Genomic DNA, 21,625 nt, shown 5'->3' with positions numbered 1-21,625 from the left:
TCGCCTGACGACCCTCCGTCCGGCGAAGGGTTCCGGGGCGACCTACGGTCCCGCCCGCACCCCAACTTGCCCTGTTCTAGCCGTAGTTCTCCCCCTCGGGTGCGCCTCGCGCCGGTCCGTGGAGGTGGGCGCGACTCGACGGGCCGCGGGCCGCGACCCGTAGGCGGGTTCAGCCCGCGGGCGCGAACAACTCGGCCTGGGCGGCGTCCCGTGCGGCGAGCACCGCGCCGCGCAGCACCGCCCGCCCACCGACCGTCCCCGCGCGCACGTCGGTGCGCAGCGGGGACATCCGGGCCAGGTGCCCGGCGACGCGACCGGCGAGCACATCGCCGCCGCCACAGCCGATCTCGCCGCCGAGGACTACGCAACCGGGGTCGAGTACGGCACACACGGCCGCCACCCCGAGGGCGATCCGTGCGGCCAGCGCGTCGAGGAACGCGGCGCCCGCGTCGCCCTCAGCGGCGGCCCGCACGAGGTGTTCGGCGGGCGGGGCATCGTCGGCGCCGGGCCTCCCCGGCACGGTGCCGGCCGCGTCCAGGAAGCCGTGTTCCGCCGCCAGCGCGCAGATCGCGGCGGAGCCGGCCAGGGAGTGGAAGCCGCCGTCGCAGCCGTCGGCGGACGGCAGGGCCGCCGTGCCGGGGACCGGCAGGAAGCCGATCTCGCCGGTGCCGCCGGAGGCGCCGCGCCGCAGCTTTCCTTCCAGCACGACCGCGGCGCCGGTGCCGTGCCCGAGCCAGAGCAGCACGAACGTGTCGCGGTCCCGCGCGGCCCCGTCCCGCTGTTCCGCGATGGCGGCGAGGTTGACCTCGTTCTCCAGCAGCACCGGTACGGCCGTCCGCTCGCGGAGCGCGGCGACCAGGGCGGCATGCCACGAGGGGATCCAGCCGGTGTCCCCGAACCGTCCGGTGGCGGGGTCGACCAGGCCGGGAGCGCCGACGGCGACGGTGTGCGGGGTGCCCGCGCGGGCCGTCTCCAGCGCCGTGCGCACGGCGGCGAGCGACCTCTCGACGGCCTCGTCGGGGGCGTCGTCCGGGCCGATCGGCACGGTGCGTTCGACCCGCACCCGGCCGAGCAGATCGGCGACCGCGACGGTGGCGCTGTGGGTGCGCAGATCCAGGCCGACGAGGTGGGCGCGGTCGGCGACGATGCCGTAGAGGCGGGCGTTGGGTCCGCGCCGCCGCGCGCCGCTCTCGCCGACGACGCTGACCAGGCCGGCCTCCTGGAGCCGGTCGACGAGGTCGGCGACCGTCGGGCGGGACAGGCCGGTCATCGTCTTGAGCTGATGCGCCGTCAAAGGCCCTTCGGACTGCAGGAGTTGCAGCGCGATCCGGTCGTTGATCAGGCGTGCGGTGCTCGGTGAGGCGGTGCGGCCTGCGGTCGCCGCGCGGGGTGCGTGCATGGCGGGATCCTTGCATCCCCTGCGGCGTTCGTCGTATTAACAGGCAGGGTTCCTGATAATTTAGCGCCCATGGTCGGTACCGAGAGCTCCGCCAGCCCTTCCCCGCAGCCCTCCCTCTTCTCCCCGGCGGAGCTGCGCCGCGCGCGCTGGTCCGTCGCCGCGGTGTTCTGCATCCATGGCGCGGTGACCGGCAACTTCGCCACCCGCATCCCCTGGATCCAGGAGCACACCGGCATCAGCCCCGGGCAGCTCGGACTGGCCCTCGCCTTCCCCGCGATCGGCGCCTCGCTGGCGATGCCGCTGGCCGGGCGGATCAGCCATCGCTTCGGCGCCCGCACCGCGCTGCGCGGTCTGCTCGCCCTCTGGACCCTCGCGCTGATCCTGCCCGCCCTCTCCCCCGGCCTGTACGTGCTCTGCCCGGTCCTGCTGCTCTACGGCGCCACCGCGGGCATGTCGGACGTCGCGATGAACGCACTGGGGGTGGAGACCGAGAACCGGCTCGACCGGCCCATCATGTCGGGGCTGCACGGCATGTGGAGCGTCGGAGCGCTCCTCGGCTCCGCGGCGGGCACGGTCGCCGCGCATGCCGGCACCGACGCCCGGCTCCATCTGGGCGGCGCCGCCCTGGTGTTGACCACCCTGGGCGCCCTCGCCTGCCAGGGGGTGCTGGATCTGCGCAGCACCCCCGAGGAACATCCGCCACCGCGCTTCGCGCTGCCCCCGCGGTCGGCGCTCATCATCGGGGCGGTCGGGTTCTGCGCGGTCTTCGCGGAGGGCGCGAGCCTGGACTGGTCGGCGGTCTATCTGCGCGACGCGCTGGGCACCGACGCGGGCCTGGCGGCGGCGTCGACCACGGCCTTCGCCTGCACCATGGCGGCCGCCCGGCTCGCCGGCGACAGGGTGGTGGCCCGCTTCGGGGCGGTACGCACCGTCCGGGTCGGCGGGGTGCTCGCGACGGCCGGCGGACTGCTGATCGTGGCGGCGCGGCATCCGGCGATGGCGATGGGCGGTTTCGCCCTGGTGGGCCTCGGCATCGCGGTCGTCGTCCCGCTCGCCTTCGCGGCCGCGGGCCGCAGCGGGCCGGCGCCCAGCCAGGCCATCGCGGGCGTGGCCACGATCACCTACGCCTCCGGGCTGATCGCGCCCTCGGCGATCGGCGGGATCGCCCAGGCGACCTCGTTGACCGCGTCGTTCGCGCTGGTCACCCTGCTCGCCTTCGGGCTGGTCGTGGGCGCGGGGGTGCTGCGGGTGCCGGGCCGCGAGACGCGCCGGCATCTGGCGGCGCCGGCGAGCGACGCGAAGCAGCCCTGACCGGCGCCGCCCGGCGGCCACCACCGCACGCGACCGGCTGCGGCCCGGCCGTACGTTGCCGTCGGCGGCGTGCCGGGCGTCGGCGCCTCAGGCCGCGTCGGCCTCGGTCATCGCCGCCGCGTCGGCCTCCGGACGCACCAGGTCCGCGGCGACCGCACGCGCGCGGTCGGACCACGGCGTCGGGCGCAGGGCCTGCGGGTCGACGCGGACCAGCACCCGGTGGCCGTGGGCGTAGGTCTCGCCGCCGTCGGCCGAGCAGAGCCGGAATCCGTACGTCATGCCGGTGCGGCCGAGGCGCTCGACCCACAGGTGCGCGGCGTACCGGCCGGGCCGGGTGACCGGTCGCTCGTACGAGACGTGCATCTCCTTGATGACGTTGCACATGTCACCCGCGGCCGCCCAGTCGCCGTCGAAGCCGAAGCCCTGAGCGTGCCAGTACTGGGCCCAGGCGCGCTCGACCATCAGCGGGTAGCGGGAGTTGTGGAGCATGCCGAGCGCGTCGAGGTCGTCGAAGTGAACGGTGACGGGGACCAGTTGCCCATACGGGACGGGGTGGGCGGCCTGCAGGGATTCGACGCTCACGGGTGGTGCTCCTGAAGTGCTTGGTGCAGTTGCTGCTGCCGGTACGGGGAACGCGGGGACGGTGCCATCGTAAGCGGACGCTTAGGATGCTTTGGCCGGTGGGCGGGGTGACCTACGACATGCCGGAGGGGCGGTTGCCGCCGCCGCGCGCCGCCGGAGCCGGGGGCCCGCGCCCGGCGGCGGAACAGCCGGATTCGGTCAGCGAGTGAAACGGCGGGGCGTCGCTGCCCTGGGGGTGCGGCCTCCCTCGCGGGCGAGCCCCGGCCGCGAAGGGCCCCCGCCCGGCAGCAAGGAGCGGACAAACACCCTCCTCGCGGGACGTCCAACTGCCCCTCCTGACCGCCGTCATGCGGCGGCGGCCTCCTTGACCGCATGGGATACCCGCGCCCGCAGCTCGGCGAACTCACCGGAGTTCCGCAGCTCCTCGGCGTCGACCTCACCACGCGGCAGGGTGATCGGCAGGTCGAGGGCGACCGTCCCGGGGCGCCTGGTCAGCACCACGATGCGGGAAGCCAGGAACACCGCCTCCTCGGCCGAGTGGGTCACGAAGACCGTGGTCCGCCCGGTCTGCGTGGTCACCCGGCGCACGTCCTCCTGGAGCCGTTCGCGGGTCAGGGCGTCCAGCGCCGCGAACGGCTCGTCCAGCAGGAACAGCGGGTTCTCCGCGGCGAGCGCGCGGGCGATGGCGACGCGCTGCTGCTGTCCGCCGGAGATCTCCCACGTACGCCGCTTCCCCGCGTCCTCCAGGCCGACCCGCCGCAGCAGCTCCGCACGGCGCTGCTGCCGCAGGTCGCGCTCGACCCCCGCATAGCGCAGGGCCAGATCGACGTTGCCCTGCACGGTGCGCCACGGGAACAGCCGGGGCTGCTGGAACACCACGCCCGCCGCCTCACCCGGCCGCGGCTCGGCGCCGGACACCCGCACCGAGCCGTGGGCGGGCTGCTCGAATCCGGCGATCAGCCGCAGCAAGGTGCTCTTGCCACAGCCGGAGGCGCCCACGAGCACCAGGAACTCGCCCGGGGAGACGTCCAGGTCGATCGGCCCCACCGCGGTGACCTCCGCGCTGCCCCGGCCGTACCGGTGGGTGACCCGGTCGAGCCGGACGGAACCGGGTCGGGGGGTGTCGACCCCCGTAGGAACCGCCTGACCGGGGCTCTTACTTGAGGACATCGGGCAGCCCCTTGAGGTACAGCGCCTTGCGGACGCGCGCGTCGGACGGCGCGGCGCCGATCTGCTTCTGGCCGGCGAGGAACCGGCCGGTATCGGTGAGGTAGGAGGCCAGTTCGCCCGGCTTGCCGGCGCTGCCGAGCCATTCCGCGGAGGCGACCTGCTCGGGCGTGAGGAACACCCCTTGGGAGAGCTGCGCCGTGGCGTCCTTGACGCTGATCCCGAGTTCGGCCGCGATGGTCCTGGCCGAGCCCTCGGGGTCGGACTTGAGTGTGCGAAGCGCCTGCGCCTCCACCTTGCGCCAGGTGTCGATCGCGCCGGGATCCCTGGCGATCAGCTCGTCCGACACCACGGCCAGGTCCAGGGTCGGCTTCCCGGCGGCACCGATCTCCTTGCTGCTGGTCAACTGGTCGCCCGACTCCCGCAGCTCGTCCAGGGTCGGCAGCCAGGCGTAGGCGGCGTCTATGTCCTTGCGCTGCCACGCCGCCAGGATCGCCTGCGGCTGCAGGTCGACGAGCTTGACGTCGGACGCCTTCAAGCCGGCCTTCTCCAACGCGGTCAGGAGGCTGTAGTGCGAGGTGGAGGCGAACGGGGTCGCGACGGTCCTGCCCTTGAGGCCGGCGACATCGGAGACGCCGATTCCCTTGCGGACGACGAGGGCCTCGTTCTCACCCGCCACATCGAGCACGAACGCGACCTTGTACGGGATCGGCGAGGAGCCGGCCAGTCCGCGGGCGAAGGGGCTGGAGCCGAGGGCGGCGATGTCGAGCGACTTGCCGAGGAACGCCTGGTTGACGCCGGCACCGGAGTCGAACTTGGTCCAGGTGATCGTGTACTCCGGCAGCGCCTTCTCCAGGAGCTTCCGGTTCTTCACGAGCAGGTCGCCGCTGGGGAAGGCGAAGTAGCCGATACGCAGCTGCTTCGCGCCGCCCGACGACTCACCGCCACCTGCCGAGCAGGCGGCGACGGCCGCGGAGGCCGCCGCCGCGAGGGCGCCGGCGAGCACCGCGCGGCGAGTCGGCCGGTGCGCTGTGGGGCCGGACGAAACTCTGGTCACCGAACGAGTCATGTGTGGTCATTTCTGTGCGAGGGGTTGTACGGGAGAGGTGTGGCGGCGTGGGCGGTGGCGGTTCAGGGGCCTAGGCGCGGCCCCGCCAGGGCACGACAGCGCGTTCCAGCCGCAGCAGGAGGCCGTCGATGACGAGGCCGGAGACACCGATGGCGATGATGCCGACGAGCACCACCGGCGTGTTGTTGTAGTTGGCGGCGTCCTTGACCATGCCGCCGATGCCGGGCAGCCCGTTGACCAACTCGGCGGCCACCAGGGAGGAGTAGGCCACTCCCACGGCCAGCCGGATGCCGGTGAACGTCTCCGGCAGCGCCGACGGGACGACGACGTCCCTGATGACGTCCCACCGCGACCCGCCGAGGGCGCGGGCCGCTTCCAGCAGGCTCTGCGGCACGGCCGTGACGGCCGTGGTGACGGACACCGCGACCGGTGGGAAAGCGGCCACGGCCAGCAGCGTGACCTTCGGCTCCTCGTTGATGCCCAGCCAGACGATGAGGAGCGAGAAGTACGCCAGCGGCGGCAGGGTCCGCAGGAAGGTGATCCAGGGCTCGAACAGCGAGCGCACCCAGCCGACGGTGCCCATGACCAGGCCGAAGAGCACCCCGAGGACGATGCCGAGGCCGGCCCCGAGCGCGATCCGCCGCAGGCTGATGTCCAGGTGCTCGACGAGGTAGGTGCCGTTGTAGCCGCGCATCCCGTCGTGTGTGGTGGAGACGTCGATGAACGCGTCCCACACCTTGGCCGGCGGCGGCACCAGGGTCTCGCTCCATGTCCCGCTCGCCGCGAGCAGTTGCCAGAGCACGAGGAACAGCAGAAGTGAGCCGAACGGCAGCAGGAGCCGCCGGACCGAGGTCCGGCTGCCGCGTGCGCGTGGGGGACGCCGAACCGGCGGCTCGTCGGGTGCGGTGCCGGGGACGGCTTCCGACACGGTTGATGCGGTGGACAAGGGGTCGCCTCCGTAGGGCGCCGGGACATGGGGAGCCGGCGTGCTCGGCAGGCGTGATCAGCCCAGGTGGGCAGACCACGGCCGAGAACGGCGGGAGCTGGGAGAGAGCAGCGAGAGCGGGGAGTGCACGCCGCGACGGGGCGCGGGAAGCCTCACCGGTTGGTGGCGCCGCGGACGGCGGGGCACCTCAAGGACGCGAGGTCAGCGACAACACGCAGCCGGGCGACGGCACAGGTCGATGACCAGGCGTCGTACCAGGGGCTCGTGGGTCATGAGGCCCATTTCTACAACAGCCGCGGCGCTTCACCAACCCGCTGTCCATTGTCTGGAACAGGCGCGACGCGTCCGCGTGCCGTCGGGTCCGGGAGGGCCTGCCGACCTCCGGCCCTGCGCCGCTCCCCTCCAACGGACCTTCAACTGCCGGGCACGGTACGGCACATGCACGCTCCCGCACCTACGTGCGTGCGCGAAATGTCCCCTCAGGCACGCGCGACCGCACGCAGAAAAGATGAAATCCCCGTGCCGGTCGGACTGACACGGGGATGGTCTTGGGGGTGGGGGATGTCGCACAGGTCACGTGCCGGCGGATGCCTGCCCGTCTCGCCGCACCACGACTGTCCCGTTCCGGGCCGGACTCAGTCGGACTTCCCCGCCGCATCGTCGTAGCCGGCGGTTCCGCCGTCCAGGAGCGGTCCCTGGCTCCCGCCGGCCGCGCGCGCCAGCCAGCGCAGACCGTGGTAGCCCGTGAGCACGATGAGCGTGCCGAGCGCGATGCCGTTCAACTCGAACGTGTCCGTGAACTCCAGCGAGACCCCGCCGATGGCGACGATGATGCCCGCCGCGGCCGGGATGAGGTTCAGCGGCACGGTGAAGTCCACCTTGTTCCGCACCCAGATCTGCGCGCCGAGCAGGCCGATCATGCCGTACAGGATGACGGTGATGCCGCCCAGCACACCGCCCGGGATGGCGGCGACGACCGCTCCGAACTTCGGGCACAGGCCGAAGAGCAGCGCGAAGCCGGCGGCCGCCCAGTAGGCCGCGGTGGAGTAGACGCGGGTCGCGGCCATCACGCCGATGTTCTCGGCGTACGTCGTGGTGGCCGGGCCGCCGACCGCGGTGGAGAGCACCGTGGCCGCGCCGTCGGCGAGGACGGCCGTTCCCATCGTGTCGTCCAGGGAGTCACCGGTCATCTCCCCCACCGCCTTGACGTGTCCGGCGTTCTCCGCGACCAGCGCGACCAGGACGGGCAGGGCGACCAGCACCGCGGAGGCCGAGAAGTTCGGAGCGTGGAAGGCAGGCGTGCCGATCCAGTCGGCCTTCGCGACTCCGGAGAAGTCGATACGCCAGTGGTCCGTGAGCTTGCCCGAGCCGTCGACCGAGTGGATCTGCCCCGCGGTCCGGTCGAGCACCCAGGACAGCACGTAACCGAAGGCCAGGCCCAGGAAGATCGCGATACGCGACCAGAAACCCCGCAGGACGACGAGAGCGAGGCCGGTGAAGAACATGGTGGCGAGGGCCGTCCACTGGTCCTGCGGCCAGTACGTGTGGGCCGTCACCGGCGCCAGGTTGAAGCCGATGAGCATGACGACCGCGCCGGTCACCGCGGGCGGGAGCACGGCGTGGATGACCCGGGGCCCGAGGACCTGGATGGCGATACCGCAGCCGACCAGGCAGGCACCCACCACGAGCATCGCGCCGGTCAAGGTGCCGGCGTCTCCCCCTTGCCCGGCGATCACCGCGGACACCCCGACGAAGGAGAGCGAGGAGCCCAGGTAGCTGGGGACCCGCCCGCGCGTCATCACCAGGAAGAGCACGGTCGCCACACCGGAGGCCATCAGGGCGAGGTTGGGATCCAGGCCCATGAGCACCGGGGCCACGAAGCACGCGCCGATCATCGAGACGACGTGCTGAGCGCCGAGCCCGATCGTCCGGCCCCAGGTGAGGCGCTCGCCCGGTCTGACCACCTCGCCCGGCTTCAGGTGCTTGCCGTCCCCGTGCAGCTTCCACCCGAAGCTCGCCATGATCACGCTCCATCTCTGCGACGCCCTGCACGTCACAGAGCCGAGTGAGTAATAGTCGAACGCCTCCACCCGGGCAAACCGAAGCCACTCACATGACTGCGCCACGACGGGCGGACCGCAGTCCGCCCGTACGAAGGTTCCCATATGCGTCCGAGATCGCCGGCACCCGGATCACTGAGCACCGGCCACCGGCCGCGGGCCGCGGGCCGCGGGCTCATGATCGACACCGCCCCTGCCGCCCGGCTGCGCGGCAGGGGCGTGCGGAGGGGGACGGTCGTGATGCTCTCCGGCCGGCGCGCCCGGCGTCGTCAGCCCAGCTTCTTGACCGCCTGGTAATACGTCCAGGCCAGCCCGTTGCAGGAGGCTTTCTTCGCGCCTGAATAGCGCGCGCAGACCCGCTTCAAATCCTCGTACAGAGCACTGTCCAGACGCGGTTTATTGGCGTCGAAGGTCCCGGCGTCCTTGTAGTTGCGGTAGCCGAAGTCATGCCGCGCGCAGGAGATCTGGAAGGGGAAGCCGAACGGATTGTCGGGCGACTTGGAGCAGTAGTCGGTGGTCCAGTCGAAGCGGTACGCGGCCCACGCGGCCTGGTTTCCGCGGGCCGCCACCCACTTGGTGTAGCTGCTCGTGCTCGTCTGCGTCCAGCCCGACAGCACCTGAGGCTTGTCGGCGGGCGCGGCCTGCGCCGGGGCGGCCGCCACCAGCACGGCGGTGGCGCTCAGAAGGGGAACGGAGAGGGCGGCGGCGAGTCTTCTGGCCATGCGTCAACCTCCGGAATGCGGCACCGCGTTGCCCGCGGCGGATCCAGGAATGCCGAATTGATGCGCTTTTCAAAGGCCGTTGCCGCTCGTAGCGGCGTCTCGTGCGAAAGTCACAAGAGGTGCGCCGTTATTACCCCGTTCCGGTCATCGCCACACGGCTCCCCCCGTAATTCGCCCGCCGGGTGTCACGCTGAGCGGATGACGACGACTCAGCAGCGCGGTGGAACCGGCCGGCAGGCCACGACCCCGGTGCGCGCCGGCGCGGCGCCGGCGACGACCGCGGGCGTGGGGCACGTGCTCGCGCGGATGCGGGCCCTGGACGCGGCGCTGCCCGAGCAGGACGGACTCGCCGTCTTCAACCGGATCTACCTGGGTGTCACCGAAGAGGTGGCGCGGCGCATCGACCAGGGCGAATTCCAGGATCCGGTGGCCGCGGGCGAGCTGGACGTCCGGTTCGCGCGGCGGTACTTCGGCGCCGTGGACGCCGATATCGCCGGGTTGCGACCGCCGGCCTGCTGGCGGCCGCTCTTCCAGCTGCGCCGCCATCCCGGGGTGCGTCCCCTCCAGTTCGCGCTGGCCGGCATCAACGCGCACATCGGCCACGACCTGGCGCTCGCGGTGGTCGACACCTGCCGGACGCTGGACTGCGAACCTGCCTTCCTGGAAGGGGACTTCGACCGCATCGGGGCCGTGTTGACGGGCCTGGAGGAACGGATCAGGGAGAGCCTGATGCCCGGCCCGGACGTGCTGGACATCGCCGATCCGCTCACCCATCTCGCGGGTTCCTGGAGCCTGGAGATGGCCAGGGACGGGGCGTGGGCCTCGGCCCGGATGCTGTGGGGCGCCCGCCGGCTGCCGGAGGTCGCCGAGGAGTTCACCGAGCGGCTGGACGCGAGTGTCGGCCTGGTCGGCCGGTGTCTGCTGACCCCGCTGAACTGACCCCGGCCGAGGCGACGGCTGCACCCGGCGCGCCGTACCCACCGCGCCGTCGGCGCACCGCCGGTCCGGGACCGCCCCCGGACGAGCCCGTACGAACGGCAGAGGCGGCGGACCGTCGCTCGGTCCGCCGCCTGCTCATCCGTACCGGAGTCCGGTCAGTCCTCCGGGAGTTCCACCGGCGCGATCTCGTCGTAGACGTCGCCGGGGCCCGGGTTGGTGCCGTCGGTGCCGCCGCCGAAGTGGTGCATCACGCCCCACACCGCGTTGAGCGCGGTCTGCACGGCGCCCTCGGCCCAGCCGGCCGTCCAGGAGATGTCGTCGCCGGCGAGGAAGATCCCCCGCTTGTCCTCGGGCAGCCGGTCCTGCATGAAGTGCGTGAAGAGCCGCCGCTGGTAGCGGTAGTGGCCCGGCAGGTTGGCCTTGAACGCGCCCATGAAGTAGGGCTCGTTCTCCCAGGACACGGTGACCGGATTACCGATGATGTGCGAGCGGATGTCGACCTTCGGGTAGATCTCCGACAGCGACTTGAGCATGACCTCCATCCGCTCGTTGGCGTCCAGCGGCAGCCACTTCAGGCTGTCGTCGCACCACGTGTAGGAGAGGCAGATGAGGGCGGGCCGGTCCGGACCGTCGTCGAGGAGGTACGTACCGCGGGTCATCCGGTCGGTGAGCGTCATGCTCATCACGTCCCGGCCGGTCTCCTCGTCCGTGTCCAGCCAGAACGGCCGGTCGACGGGCACGAACAGCTTGGAGGACTCCATGTAGTGGGTGCGCTCCATCGCCGTCCAGTGGTCGATGGGGAAGAGCGCGTCATCGCAGGCGATCTTCGACAGCAGCATCCAGGACTGCGCGGTGAAGACGGCCGCCTCGTAGGTGCGGATGTCCCCGTCGGCGTCCGTCACGGTGATGCGGTTGCCCGCGGTCCGGTTCAGCCGGGTCACCGCGGGGCGCGGCGCGCCGTCGTGCAGCGAGGACAGCGACGTGCCCTGCGCCCAGTGCACGATCTTCTCCGGCTCCCGCTCCCACAGGCGCAGCGGCAGCTGCTGGCTGCCGCCGACGATGCCCCGGTGGTGGTCGTCGGCCTCGGTGTAGACGACCCGCAGGATCTCCAGGATGGAGTTGGGGAAGTCGGTGTCCCAGCCGCCGGTGCCGAAGCCGACCTGGCCGAAGATCTCCCGGTGCCGGAAGGACTTGAAGGCGGTCGACTCGCAGAGGTAGCCGTAGAAGGTCTGGTTGTCGAGCTTCTCCACCAGCCGGGACCAGATCTCGCGGATGCGCGGGACGTCGCGCTCGCGCAGCGCCTGGTTCATGTCGGAGAAGTCCGCGCCCTCCTCCAGGCAGGCGTTCCAGGCGTGCATGACGTCGCGGTAGACCTGCGGCAGGTCGTCGACGGAGGTGGCGTAGTGGGACTCGCCCTTGAGGTCGACGACCGTGGAGGGGGTCTCCGGCGCCAGCGGGTTGGGGAACGGCTTGGTCTCCAGCCCCACCAGGTCGATGTAGTGCTGCAGCGCGGTGGACGACGGCGGGAACCGCATCGCGCCCATCTCGGCCGTCAGGGACGGGTCGCAGCCGTCGAAGCCGACGGTGCGCAGCCGGCCGCCTATCCGGTCCGCCTCGTAGACGACGGGCTTGAGGCCCATCTTCATCAGCTCGTAGGCGGTGATGATGCCGGAGAGACCGCCGCCGATGACCGCGACCTCCTTGCCGTGCTCGATCGCGGGGACCTGGCCGAGGCCCGCCGGGTGGGCGAGGAAGTCGTCGTAGGCGTACGGGAAGTCCGGGCCGAACATGGTGATCGGCGGCTGGGCATCCGCGTGGGGGGTGGCGGCGGTGGGCACCGTGGACGTCATCGGGTACGGACTCCTTGCGAACGGGCGGTCGGCGGGCAGCAGTCCGCGGACTGCGCCGGGGCGGGCGGGCGCGCCGGGGGCGGGCGCGGCGAATCAGGGGGGCAGGGCCGGTGGGGCGGCCGGTTCACTCCAGGGCGGGTGCGGCGGGTCGGATCACGTCAGCGGGCCGTACAGCTCCGGGCGCCGGTCGTGGAGATACGGGTTGTTCTCCCGCGATTCCTTCAGGAAGGCGGCGTCGACATCGGCGTGCACCAGCTGTTCGGTGCGGCCGGCGCGGGTGCGCACGATCCCGTCGGGACCCGCCAGGCAGCTCAGCCCCACGAACTCGAACTCGCCCTCCGCACCGACCCGGTTGACGTACGCGACGTACATCTGGTTCTCGAAGGCGCGCACCGGGATGACGGACTCGGCGACGAACTGGAAGGGGTGCATCTGGGCGGTGGGCACCAGGAGCAGATCGGTGCCGGCCAGCGCGTGCGCCCGGACGTTCTCCGGGAACTCCACGTCGTAGCAGATCATGACGCCGACCCGTACGCCGTCCAGCTCGGCCTGGACCACGGGCTGCTCACCGGGGGTGAACCACTCGCGCTCGAAGCAGCCGAAGAGGTGCGTCTTGCGGTAGTTCGCGAGCCGGGCGCCGTCCGGGCCGATGAGCTGCGCGGAGTTGTAGACCGGCGCTCCCTCTTCCGGGACGGGACGCTCCGGGTAGCCGTAGAGCACCGCGATGCCGTGCTCGGCGGCGATCTCGCCGACGGCGCGGGCGCCGGCGCCGTCGGCGGGCTCGGCGAGGCGCTGGATGCCGTCGCCGATGGCGTAGCCGGTGAGGAACAGCTCGGGACAGGCCAGCAGGCCGGCGCCCGCGGCCGCCGCCTCGCGCGCCGCGTCGCGCAGCACGCGCAGGTTGTACGCGACATCGCCGGGCCGTCCCGAACTCTGGAGCAGGGCGGTACGGAGCGACGACATGGGACCCCTCGGCGGGACGGTTCGGGCGGGACGCATTGACGGTACGGGCCTCCGGTGACCCGGGACAAGGCGCCACCGTTGCGCGCCGATGGAGCATTCGTTGCGCGTTGAAGCGCCTCGGCGGCGATTTGTTGCGCGGGGCGTTATCGCAGGTCGGGAGGGGGTGGCGGGCGCGACGCGGGGGCGGGAGGGCGCCCCGGCTCGGGGCTCACGGATCGGGTTCACGGCTGGGGGCTCGCAGGGGGGGGTGCGGCTCACGGCTCGGGGCTCACGACCTCATCTCCGAGCCGACGAGCCGCTGACGGCAGGCCCGGTGATCGGCACGGCACCCGGCCCGGCGCCTGGCGAAGGCTTGACCTGAAGTCCGCTTGAGGTAACAGGATCACCGTCATGGACACTTCCACCGCAGCGATGCGGCACCAGCTCCAGTACCTCACCGACCGCGCCGAGATCGACGACCTGATGGCCCGTTACACCCGGTCCTTCGACGAAGGAGTCCTCGACGAGGAGTGGGCCCGCGCCTTCCACACCGAGGACGTCACGGCCGTCCTGCCCATCGGCACCGTCCACGGCCGCGACGAGCTGCTGGCACACGTCAGCCGTGCGATGACTCTCTTCGACCGGACCGTGCACCTGGGCACCAACGCCGCCATCGAGATCGACGGCGACCGCGCCACCTCGCGCGGTGCCCAGCTGAGCACGCACATCCTGGCGGACGGCTCCGAGAGCCTCTTCGTCTCCGCCGGTCTCGCCGACACCGAACTGCTGAGAACCACGGAGGGCTGGCGGATCCATGCCACGTCGCTGCGCATCGTATGGACCCGGGGCACTCCGCCCCGCCTACCGCAGGACATGGCCGCGGGGCCGGGCGCCCTGGTCTCCCCAGGGACGGAGTGACCTAGCGCGGTGCCCCGGACCCGAACCGCCGCAGCAGCGGCGAGAGCACCAGCACGGACTTCGTCCGCTCCACGAACGGCTCCCCCGCGATCCGCTCCAGGACCCGCTCGAAGTGCCGCATGTCGGCGGCGAAGACCTGGACGATGGCGTCCGCCTCACCGGTGACGGTGGAGGCGGACGCCACTTCCGGGTAGCGCGACAGGCCGCGGTGGATCGCCTCCGGGGAGGTGTTGCGGCTGCAGTAGAGCTCGATGAAGCCCTCGGTCTCCCAGCCGAGCGCGGCCGGGTCGACCCGCACCGTGAAGCCGGTGATGGCCCCGTCCGCCCGCAGCCGGTCCACCCGGCGCTTGACGGCCGGCGCGGACAGGCCGACCTCTTGGCCGATGTCGGCGTAGCTGCGCCGGGCGTCCTCGGCGAGGGCGTGGACGATGCGTTCGTCGAGATCGTTCAGTCGCACTGCGGGTGGATCACTTCTCTGCCGTGGCCAATCGGGACCGGCGCATGCCGTATCCGAAGTAGACCACAAGGCCCACGGCCATCCAGACGCCGAAGACCACCCAGGTCACGACGTCCAGGCTGCCCATCATGTAGACGCACAGCAGGAAGCCGATCACCGGGAACAGCGGGGAGAGCGGCGTACGGAAGGATCGCGGCATGTCCGGCCGGGTGCGGCGCAGCACGATCACCGCGACGTTGACCAGGCCGAAGGCGAAGAGGGTGCCGATGCTGGTGGCGTCGGCCAGCTGGCCCAACGGCACCGCCGCGGCGAGCACACCGCAGAAGAGCGAGACGATCACGGTGTTGGCCCGCGGCGCGCCGCTCTTGGGGTGCACCTTGGAGAACACCTTCGGCACCAGGCCGTCCCGGGACATCGCGAAGAGGATGCGGGTCTGGCCGTACAGCACGGTCAGCACGACGCTGGCGATGGCGACGACCGCGCCCACGGCCAGCAGCACCGCCCAGATGTTCTGCCCGGTGACCTCCTTCATGATCCCGGCGAGCGCCGCCTCCGAGCCCTCGAACTGCTTCCAGGGCAGCGCGCCCACGGCGATGGCCGCGACCAGGCAGTACAGGGCGGTGACGATCACCAGCGAAAGCATGATCGCGCGCGGCAGATCGCGCTGCGGGTTCTTGGCCTCCTCGCCGGCCGTGGAGGCCGCGTCGAAGCCGATGTAGGAGAAGAAGAGGGTGGCGCCGGCGGCGCTGACGCCCGCCATGCCCATCGGCATGAAGTCGGCGTAGTTGCCGGACTTCACGCCCTGCACCGCGACGCCGCAGAACAGCAGCAGCGCGAGGATCTTGACGGCCACCATGATGGTGTTGGCGCGGGCGCTCTCCTTGGCACCGCCCAGCAGGAAGACCATCGCGAGCACCACGACGAGCAGGGCCGGCAGATTGAAGATGCCGCCGTCGCCCGGAGGGGCGGAGAGCGCGTCGGGAATGGTGAATCCCAGGGTCCCGTCGAGCAGTTCGTTGAGGTACTGGCCCCAGCCGACGGCGACCGCCGCGACCGAGACGCCGTACTCCAGGATCAGACACCAGCCGCAGATCCAGGCGACCAGCTCACCGAGAGTGGCGTAGGCGTAGGAGTACGACGACCCCGAGACCGGGATGCTGCCGGCCAGCTCCGCGTAGGACAGGGCGGAGAACAGGGCGGTGATGCCGGCGATGACGAACGAGATGACGACGGCGGGCCCGGCGTCCGGAACCGCCTCGCCGAGGACGACGAAGATGCCGGTGCCGAGCGTGGCACCGATGCTGATCATGGTCAGCTGCCACATGCCCATCGAACGGCGGAGCGTTCCGCCCTCACCCTGGCCCCCTTCGGCGACCAGCCGCTCGACCGGCTTGCGTCGCATCAGCCGGGTACCGAGACCTCCGGCGGAGGGCGGCCGCGGACTGCGGTCCCCTCCGGGTGGGGCTGCGCCGTGCTCCAACACTGGGGTGGCTCCTTCATCGCTGCCGGTCAGATGACGGCGACCGACGGCGGGTGCATGCGCGGGCAGGGCAGAACAGCCCGCTGCAGGAGACCGCCGAGCAGGCGGTCACCGCCACTCCACGTACAGCGCTTGACCTTACGGGCCGCCCCTGACCTGCCGTAATGCAGGTTCCTTGCGCAACCGCGGCCGATCGTTGCGCACCGGCGCGGGCGACGGTGGTTCATTGCGCCCAGCCGGGCGTCCACCGAGCATACGAACTCCCGGCCGCCGTCGGAGAGCGGGCACGGCACCGACAGCCCGGAAGGCCCCCTGAACGGCAGCGGGCCCCGCACCGTGATCGGTGCGGGGCCTGCGGACCGTACGCGGGCGACGCGCTGCCACGGGGCCGACAGCGGCCCCGGGCGGGTCAGTTCCAGCTGTCGTGCAGCGGCTTGCCCTCGGCGTAGCCGGCGGCGCTCTGCACGCCGATCACGGCCTTCTCGGCGAACTCCTCCAGGGAGCCCGCACCGGCGTAGGTGCAGGAGCTGCGGACACCCGCGATGATCGAGTCGATCAGGTCCTCGACACCGGGGCGGGACTGGTCGACGAACATCCGCGAGGTGGAGATGCCCTCCTCGAAGAGACCCTTACGGGCCCGGTCGTAGGCCGACTCCTCGCTCGTACGGTTGCGCACCGCACGTGCGGAGGCCATGCCGAAGCTCTCCTTGTACGGACGGCCGTCGGCGGTGTGCTGGAGGTCGCCGGGCGATTCGAGCGTGCCGGCGAACCAGGAGCCGATCATCACGTTGGACGCGCCCGCGGCCAGCGCCATCGCCACATCACGCGGGTGGCGCACGCCGCCGTCGGCCCAGACGTGCTTGCCGAACTTCTTGGCCTCGGCCGCGCACTCGCGCACCGCGGAGAACTGCGGGCGTCCGACACCGGTCATCATGCGGGTGGTGCACATCGCGCCGGGGCCCACCCCGACCTTGATGATGTCCGCGCCGGCCTCGACGAGGTCGCGCACGCCCTCGGCGGCGACGATGTTGCCCGCCACGATCGGGACCTGCGGGTCCAGCGCCCGGACGGCCTTCACCGCGGTGATCATGGACTCCTGGTGGCCGTGCGCGGTGTCCACGACGAGGGTGTCCACGCCCGCGTCCAGCAGCGCCTTGGCCTTGCCCGCCACATCGCCGTTGATGCCGACGGCGGCCGCGATGCGCAGCTTGCCCTCGGCGTCGGTGGCCGGGGTGTAGAGCGTGGCGCGGAGGGCGCCCTTGCGGGTCAGGATGCCGACGAGCATCCCGTCCTTGTCGACCGCGGGGGCGAGCTTGCGGTTCGCGGCGTCCAGGCGATTGAAGGCGTCCCGCGGGTCGATGTCCGCGTCCAGCACCAGCAGGTCCTTGGACATGACCTCGGAGACCTGCGTGAAGCGGTCCACACCGGCCAGGTCGTGCTCGGTGACGACGCCGACGGGCCGGCCGCCCTCGACGACGATGCCCGCGCCGTGCGCCCGCTTGTGGAGCAGCGACAGGGCGTCCGCGACGGTCGCGATCGGCGACAGCACGATCGGGGTGTCCAGGACGAGATGACGGCGCTTGACCCAGGTCACGACCTCGGTGACGACGTCGATCGGGATGTCCTGCGGGATGACGACGAGGCCGCCGCGGCGGGCCACCGTCTCGGCCATCCGGCGGCCGGCGATCGCGGTCATGTTGGCGACCACCAGCGGAATCGTCGTGCCCGACCCGTCGGGGGAGGAGAGATCCACGCCCTGGCGGGATCCCACCGCGGAGCGGCTGGGCACCATGAACACGTCGTCGTACGTCAGGTCGTAGGGCACCGAAGAACTCTCTTCGAGGGCGCCGTTCTTCGGATTCAGGAATCGCATACCGCCAGGATACGGGCCCTGACCAGCACTCATGCGATTGTCCGACCAGTCGGTGAGCCGTGTGTGTGATCCGCCAAACGGCCGTCACCCTGCGGTACGGAATGCCCGTCCGCCCCTCACCCTGGGGTATCGCAGGCCCCCTGCCCCGCTCCCGCCTCCCGCTCCCCGAACGCCGGCCGGGGGCCCGGCCCCGGCCGCCCCCGGGCCATGATCACGGCCAGCGCCGTCTCCGTGCCGCGCCAGTAGCCGACCGAGTCCGCCAGGATGCCCTCCACGATGCTCCAGTCCTCCGGCGCCGCGGCCGCGTACCCGTGCCAGCCCGTCATCACCAGGAGCCGGCCGCGGGCCGCGGGGCACCACGACAGGTCGGTGAGGCAGTCGGCGAGGGCGTCCCAGTTGCGTCCGAACCAGTCCGGGAGCCGCAGCGACCGGGCGCAGCGGTCCATGAACCCGTCCTTGTCCAGCACCCCTTCGAGGTCGAGGGTCGCACCGCTCCAGCCCGCGTCCCGCGCCGCGTTCAGCGCGTCCGAAGTCGCGCGGTCGGGGGGCCAGGGCAGCACCCCCGCGGGCGTACTGCCTTCGAGCACCGCGGCGAGCGGCCTGGGCACAGAACCCGTCATCGGAGCACCGCCTTGAACGTCCGGTAGTGGTCATCGGTGTAGTACGTCTCGTGGCTCTCGCCCGTGATGAGACGGCGGGCGCCACGGTCCCGCGATCCCGGCGTGGGGACGGTGTACTCGTGGTAGTGGCCGCGCGGCTGACGGGGCAGCAGCCGCTCGTAATTGCCGAAGACGGCCCCGTCCTTCGCGTACGGGTAGGGCCCGCCGGCGTCGATGCGCCTCAGCGTGTCCTGCGCCTGGACGGGGAGCCGGTCGGCCGGTACCCCGGGCATCCCCTTCGCCCAGGCCGGTACGTCGGACGGGCCGGACGCGCCGGACGAACCCGTACTCACGGCGCCGGTGGGCGACGGCGACGACCCGGGTGAACTCCCGTTGCCGCTCTCGCCCGTGGCGCAGCCGGTGAGCGCCAGGAGCAGCCCGGCGAGCAGCGCGCCGAGGACGGCGGCGGCACGGCGCGGGGCGGGACGGATCACCATGGCGCCGATGCTGTCACAGCAGCGCCCGGGCCGCCCGCCGGTGCACGCGCCGCGCGGAACGGCGGAAGCGCGGAAGCACCGTCCGGACGCGAGGGGCCGCTGCTGCCCGGCGACGCGCAACAAAACGGCCGGCGACGGGCTGCACGCCCGCCGCCGGCCGGTGACTCATGTCCCGGGGCCCTACCGGTCCTTCACGCCCCGTCAGGGTCCGTCCGGTCGAGGGCGGGGCGCGGGCCGGGGCCCGTCTCCAGGAGCAGGTGATCGGCGGCCGCGGTGTCCGTCACCAGGCTCGTGACCAGCCCGGAGCGCAGCACCGCGCCGATCGCCGCGGCCTTGCGGGCTCCACCGGCGATCGCGACGACCTCGGGGATACGGCGCAGACGGTCCGCCTCGACGGTGATGCAGCGCTCGCCGAGGTCCCGCCCGATACGGCGCCCGTCGGCGTCGAAGAGATGCGCCGACATCTCGGCGGCGGCGCCGAGCGAGGCGTAGTGCTCCCGCTCCTGCTCCGACAGCATGTCGTAGACGGTCGAGACGCCCGGCTCCCAGGAGCCGATGGAGACGCAGGCGACGGTGACCTTGTCGAAGTACTCGAACGCGCGGGCGATCCCGGTCTGGCCGCGCAGCGCGGCGGCGGTCGCCGAGTCGGGCAGCAGCATCGGTGCGTAGATCGGGTGCGCCTCACCGCCGGAGACATCGGCGGCCCGGCGGACCGCTTCGACCGACCCGCGGTCGGCGGTGCCCGCGTCGTAGACGCCGGTCAGCTGCACGACGGTGCAGGGCGGGAGCCGGTGCAGCGCGGCAGCCATGTGAATGGTCGACCGGCCCCAGGCCAGGCCCAGCACATCCCCCTCGGCGACCAACTCGCCCAGCAGGTCCGCCGCCACCTCCCCGAGGTTCTCCGGGTCGGCCGCGTCCTCGGACGCGTCCGCGGGCGACTCGACGACGACCGCGTGCCGCAGGCCGTAGCGGGCACGCAGGGCATCGGAGCGTTCGGCGTCCAGTTCCGAGGGCACCCGGATCTCGATCCGTACGAGATCGCGCTCCAGGGCGGTCTCCAGCACGCGGGCGACCTTGAAACGGCTGACGCCGAACTCCTCCGCGATCTGGATCTTGGACTTGCCCTCAAGATAGAAACGGCGGGCCATGGCCGCGGCCTGCACCAGCTCGGCAGGGCCCATTCCGGACTGTGGGCGGCTGGCTACCACGAAATTCTCCCCTTTGGCGCATCTGATCGAGTCTTTGCTCATCCTTTCAGAAACCCGTGGTCGGCGGGGACCATGGCCGCCCCGGCGGGTGTGAACGCTCGATGGCGCACCGAGGAGAACCGGGCCAACCGGGCGTACGGCCGCCGAAAATGGGCCCTACGCCCGCCCGCTGAGACCGTCGTGGGTCCGGACGGATCGCGTCCGTCCCGAAAGGAAGAGGCGCCCGTTCCACGACGGGCGAGTGCGGAAAGCGGCCGCCCGTCATCGGCCGGAGCCGGTGACGGGCGGCCCGGCATCCCGACGGGCCTGGCGTCAGTGCGCGCAGCCCCATCCGGCGGCCGTGGCCTTGTCGGCCTTGTCCCGCAGCTCCCGGACCGCCTTCGCCGGGTCCTGCGCGCCGTACACCGCGGAGCCCGCGACGAAGACGTCCGCGCCGGCCTCCGCGCACCGCTCGATGGTGTCGGCCGAGACCCCGCCGTCCACCTGCAGCCACAGCTCCAGGCCGTGCCGGGAGATCAGCTCACGGGTGCGGCGGATCTTCGGCAGCATGATGTCCAGGAACGCCTGGCCGCCGAACCCCGGCTCCACCGTCATGATCAGCAGCATGTCGAGCTCGGGGAGCAGGTCCTCGTACGGCTCGATCGGCGTGGCCGGCTTGAGCGCCATGGAGGCGCGCGCACCCTGCGCCCGGATCTCCCGCGCGAGACGCACCGGCGCGGCCGCCGCCTCGACGTGGAAGGTGACCGACCCGGCGCCCGCCTCGATGTACTGAGGCGCCCAGCGGTCGGGGTCCTCGATCATCAGGTGCAGGTCCAAAGGGGTGTCCGTCGCCTTGCTCAGGGACTCGACGACCGGGACGCCGAGCGTGAGGTTCGGGACGAAGTGGTTGTCCATCACGTCGACGTGGAGCCAGTCGGCGCCCTCGACGGCCTTCGCCTCCTCGGCGAGGCGGGAGAAGTCCGCGGACAGGATGCTGGGGTTGATCAAGGCCATGGCCCCAGTATGGCGCGACCTCCATCGCCCGAGGGACCCGGGCGGCGTAACGCTCGCACGCCCCCGGTCATCCCGCGGCCGGGCCCGGCGCCTCGCACGCCCGCCCGATCCGACCCGCCCGACACTCTGAGAGCGAACCTAAAGGACATATCAGCATATTTCGTATTAACTTCTCGTCACTGCACGAAGTGGATCTCTTGCAGAACGCAACCGCTCAATCGATGGAGGAGTAATGCGCAACCTTCGCAAGGCTGCCGTCGTGGCCGCCGCCCTTGCCAGTGTCAGTTTCCTCGGCGCCGGCACCGCCACCGCCCAGCCCGCAAACGGCGGCTGGTGCAAGTCGCACGACATGAATGTCGACGTCCTCGGCGAGGTCGGCGTCCTCAACGGCCTGCTGGGCAACGCGATCAACGGCGAGGGCGACCCCGGCGCGCAGGACACCCACCAGGGCTCCAGCTGCGGCCACGGTCACTGAGTGCCGGCAGTCGCGTAGGTCATGACAAAGGGCCTCGGTGCCCGCCCTCAAGGGCGGGCACCGAGGCCCTTTTGTCGACTCATCGACCACGCGGGGACCTCAAGGCTCCTCGCCGACAGCCCGGCTGACAGCCCCTCG

At 71.9% G+C, this 21,625-nt stretch carries 20 protein-coding genes; 4 read left to right on the top strand and 16 right to left on the bottom strand.

Annotated features, from left to right (window positions below):
• Window positions 1-169: 169 nt before the first annotated feature.
• The gene (locus QOM21_RS30280) at window positions 170-1,399 is read right to left on the bottom strand and encodes an ROK family transcriptional regulator (RefSeq protein ID WP_407554186.1); all 1,230 of its coding nucleotides are present in this window, start codon (window positions 1,397-1,399) and stop codon (window positions 170-172) included.
• Window positions 1,400-1,468: 69 nt separating this feature from the next.
• Between QOM21_RS30280 and QOM21_RS30275 the strand changes: the two genes are divergently transcribed.
• On the top strand, window positions 1,469-2,710 hold the full coding sequence (locus QOM21_RS30275) for an MFS transporter (protein WP_407554185.1): 1,242 nt from the start codon (window positions 1,469-1,471) through the stop codon (window positions 2,708-2,710).
• An 87-nt stretch (window positions 2,711-2,797) separates the two neighbouring features.
• Here the strand turns inward: QOM21_RS30275 and QOM21_RS30270 are convergent, their stop codons facing one another.
• The 6 genes from QOM21_RS30270 to QOM21_RS30245 form a co-directional block, all read right to left on the bottom strand.
• Window positions 2,798-3,292, bottom strand: coding sequence for an acyl-CoA thioesterase (locus QOM21_RS30270; protein ID WP_407554184.1), 495 nt, complete (start codon window positions 3,290-3,292; stop codon window positions 2,798-2,800).
• A 345-nt stretch (window positions 3,293-3,637) separates the two neighbouring features.
• Entirely contained in the window at window positions 3,638-4,462 is an 825-nt protein-coding gene (locus QOM21_RS30265; protein ID WP_407554183.1) for an ABC transporter ATP-binding protein, read from the bottom strand.
• The gene (locus QOM21_RS30260; protein ID WP_407555914.1) at window positions 4,449-5,465 is read right to left on the bottom strand and encodes an ABC transporter substrate-binding protein; all 1,017 of its coding nucleotides are present in this window, start codon (window positions 5,463-5,465) and stop codon (window positions 4,449-4,451) included. Before QOM21_RS30260 ends, QOM21_RS30265 begins: the two co-directional genes overlap by 14 nt.
• A gap of 133 nt (window positions 5,466-5,598) precedes the next feature.
• The gene (locus QOM21_RS30255) at window positions 5,599-6,474 is read right to left on the bottom strand and encodes an ABC transporter permease (RefSeq protein WP_407554182.1); all 876 of its coding nucleotides are present in this window, start codon (window positions 6,472-6,474) and stop codon (window positions 5,599-5,601) included.
• Window positions 6,475-7,109: 635 nt separating this feature from the next.
• Window positions 7,110-8,495: a uracil-xanthine permease family protein gene (locus QOM21_RS30250; RefSeq protein ID WP_407554181.1), complete on the bottom strand. Its 1,386-nt coding sequence runs from the start codon at window positions 8,493-8,495 to the stop codon at window positions 7,110-7,112.
• 308 nt (window positions 8,496-8,803) lie between these two features.
• On the bottom strand, window positions 8,804-9,256 hold the full coding sequence (locus QOM21_RS30245) for a phospholipase (RefSeq protein ID WP_407554180.1): 453 nt from the start codon (window positions 9,254-9,256) through the stop codon (window positions 8,804-8,806).
• A 306-nt stretch (window positions 9,257-9,562) separates the two neighbouring features.
• Between QOM21_RS30245 and QOM21_RS30240 the strand changes: the two genes are divergently transcribed.
• Entirely contained in the window at window positions 9,563-10,195 is a 633-nt protein-coding gene (locus QOM21_RS30240; protein WP_407555913.1) for a DUF5995 family protein, read from the top strand.
• A gap of 155 nt (window positions 10,196-10,350) precedes the next feature.
• Here QOM21_RS30240 and QOM21_RS30235 read toward each other — a convergent pair whose 3' ends face one another.
• Together QOM21_RS30235 and QOM21_RS30230 are read right to left on the bottom strand one after the other, a co-directional pair.
• The gene (locus QOM21_RS30235; protein WP_407554179.1) at window positions 10,351-12,045 is read right to left on the bottom strand and encodes a flavin monoamine oxidase family protein; all 1,695 of its coding nucleotides are present in this window, start codon (window positions 12,043-12,045) and stop codon (window positions 10,351-10,353) included.
• 153 nt (window positions 12,046-12,198) lie between these two features.
• Window positions 12,199-13,008 (bottom strand): carbon-nitrogen hydrolase family protein, encoded by an 810-nt coding sequence (locus QOM21_RS30230; protein ID WP_407554178.1) that lies wholly within the window; start codon window positions 13,006-13,008, stop codon window positions 12,199-12,201.
• 390 nt (window positions 13,009-13,398) lie between these two features.
• Here QOM21_RS30230 and QOM21_RS30225 point away from each other — a divergent pair, with 390 nt between their 5' ends.
• Window positions 13,399-13,905, top strand: coding sequence for a nuclear transport factor 2 family protein (locus QOM21_RS30225; RefSeq protein ID WP_407554177.1), 507 nt, complete (start codon window positions 13,399-13,401; stop codon window positions 13,903-13,905).
• A gap of 1 nt (window position 13,906) precedes the next feature.
• Here the strand turns inward: QOM21_RS30225 and QOM21_RS30220 are convergent, their stop codons facing one another.
• The 7 genes from QOM21_RS30220 to rpe form a co-directional block, all read right to left on the bottom strand.
• Window positions 13,907-14,362, bottom strand: a complete 456-nt coding sequence (locus QOM21_RS30220) for an Lrp/AsnC family transcriptional regulator (protein ID WP_393894181.1) — start codon at window positions 14,360-14,362, stop codon at window positions 13,907-13,909.
• Window positions 14,363-14,372: 10 nt separating this feature from the next.
• Window positions 14,373-15,845, bottom strand: a complete 1,473-nt coding sequence (locus tag QOM21_RS30215; protein ID WP_407554176.1) for an amino acid permease — start codon at window positions 15,843-15,845, stop codon at window positions 14,373-14,375.
• 406 nt (window positions 15,846-16,251) lie between these two features.
• Window positions 16,252-17,715: a GuaB1 family IMP dehydrogenase-related protein gene (locus tag QOM21_RS30210; protein WP_407554175.1), complete on the bottom strand. Its 1,464-nt coding sequence runs from the start codon at window positions 17,713-17,715 to the stop codon at window positions 16,252-16,254.
• Between the two features lie 116 nt (window positions 17,716-17,831).
• Window positions 17,832-18,335 carry a barstar family protein gene (locus QOM21_RS30205; RefSeq protein WP_407554174.1) on the bottom strand — a complete coding sequence of 168 codons (504 nt, stop codon included), beginning with the start codon at window positions 18,333-18,335 and terminating at the stop codon, window positions 17,832-17,834.
• A complete protein-coding gene (locus tag QOM21_RS30200) occupies window positions 18,332-18,811 on the bottom strand; it encodes a ribonuclease domain-containing protein (protein WP_407554173.1) in 480 nt (159 codons plus the stop codon). The genes QOM21_RS30205 and QOM21_RS30200 overlap by 4 nt, the downstream gene beginning before the upstream one ends.
• A 191-nt stretch (window positions 18,812-19,002) precedes the next feature.
• Window positions 19,003-19,992: a sugar-binding transcriptional regulator gene (locus QOM21_RS30195; RefSeq protein WP_398557624.1), complete on the bottom strand. Its 990-nt coding sequence runs from the start codon at window positions 19,990-19,992 to the stop codon at window positions 19,003-19,005.
• A 339-nt stretch (window positions 19,993-20,331) separates the two neighbouring features.
• Entirely contained in the window at window positions 20,332-21,012 is a 681-nt protein-coding gene (gene rpe, locus QOM21_RS30190; RefSeq protein ID WP_407554172.1) for a ribulose-phosphate 3-epimerase, read from the bottom strand.
• Between the two features lie 232 nt (window positions 21,013-21,244).
• On the opposite strand from rpe, the gene QOM21_RS30185 reads away from it, so the two are divergent.
• Window positions 21,245-21,487 carry a hypothetical protein gene (locus tag QOM21_RS30185; RefSeq protein WP_407554171.1) on the top strand — a complete coding sequence of 81 codons (243 nt, stop codon included), beginning with the start codon at window positions 21,245-21,247 and terminating at the stop codon, window positions 21,485-21,487.
• Window positions 21,488-21,625 lie beyond the last annotated feature (138 nt).

This window comes from Streptomyces sp. Pv4-95, assembly GCF_045782725.1.
Lineage (GTDB): Bacteria > Actinomycetota > Actinomycetes > Streptomycetales > Streptomycetaceae > Streptomyces.
This window is presented reverse-complemented; position numbering and strand designations above follow the sequence as displayed.

Bases quoted from the DNA above. Each gene is read 5' to 3' on its own strand.
- QOM21_RS30225 (WP_407554177.1), top strand. From the start codon at position 13,399: ATGGACACTTCCACCGCAGCGATGCGGCACCAGCTCCAGTACCTCACC.
- QOM21_RS30275 (WP_407554185.1), top strand. From the start codon at position 1,469: ATGGTCGGTACCGAGAGCTCCGCCAGCCCTTCCCCGCAGCCCTCCCTC.
- QOM21_RS30200 (WP_407554173.1), bottom strand. From the start codon at position 18,811: ATGGTGATCCGTCCCGCCCCGCGCCGTGCCGCCGCCGTCCTCGGCGCG.
- QOM21_RS30185 (WP_407554171.1), top strand. From the start codon at position 21,245: ATGCGCAACCTTCGCAAGGCTGCCGTCGTGGCCGCCGCCCTTGCCAGT.
- QOM21_RS30265 (WP_407554183.1), bottom strand. From the start codon at position 4,462: ATGTCCTCAAGTAAGAGCCCCGGTCAGGCGGTTCCTACGGGGGTCGAC.
- rpe (WP_407554172.1), bottom strand. From the start codon at position 21,012: ATGGCCTTGATCAACCCCAGCATCCTGTCCGCGGACTTCTCCCGCCTC.
- QOM21_RS30210 (WP_407554175.1), bottom strand. From the start codon at position 17,715: ATGCGATTCCTGAATCCGAAGAACGGCGCCCTCGAAGAGAGTTCTTCG.
- QOM21_RS30250 (WP_407554181.1), bottom strand. From the start codon at position 8,495: ATGGCGAGCTTCGGGTGGAAGCTGCACGGGGACGGCAAGCACCTGAAG.
- QOM21_RS30205 (WP_407554174.1), bottom strand. From the start codon at position 18,335: ATGACGGGTTCTGTGCCCAGGCCGCTCGCCGCGGTGCTCGAAGGCAGT.
- QOM21_RS30245 (WP_407554180.1), bottom strand. From the start codon at position 9,256: ATGGCCAGAAGACTCGCCGCCGCCCTCTCCGTTCCCCTTCTGAGCGCC.
- QOM21_RS30280 (WP_407554186.1), bottom strand. From the start codon at position 1,399: ATGCACGCACCCCGCGCGGCGACCGCAGGCCGCACCGCCTCACCGAGC.
- QOM21_RS30240 (WP_407555913.1), top strand. From the start codon at position 9,563: ATGCGGGCCCTGGACGCGGCGCTGCCCGAGCAGGACGGACTCGCCGTC.
- QOM21_RS30235 (WP_407554179.1), bottom strand. From the start codon at position 12,045: ATGACGTCCACGGTGCCCACCGCCGCCACCCCCCACGCGGATGCCCAG.
- QOM21_RS30230 (WP_407554178.1), bottom strand. From the start codon at position 13,008: ATGTCGTCGCTCCGTACCGCCCTGCTCCAGAGTTCGGGACGGCCCGGC.
- QOM21_RS30195 (WP_398557624.1), bottom strand. From the start codon at position 19,992: ATGGGCCCTGCCGAGCTGGTGCAGGCCGCGGCCATGGCCCGCCGTTTC.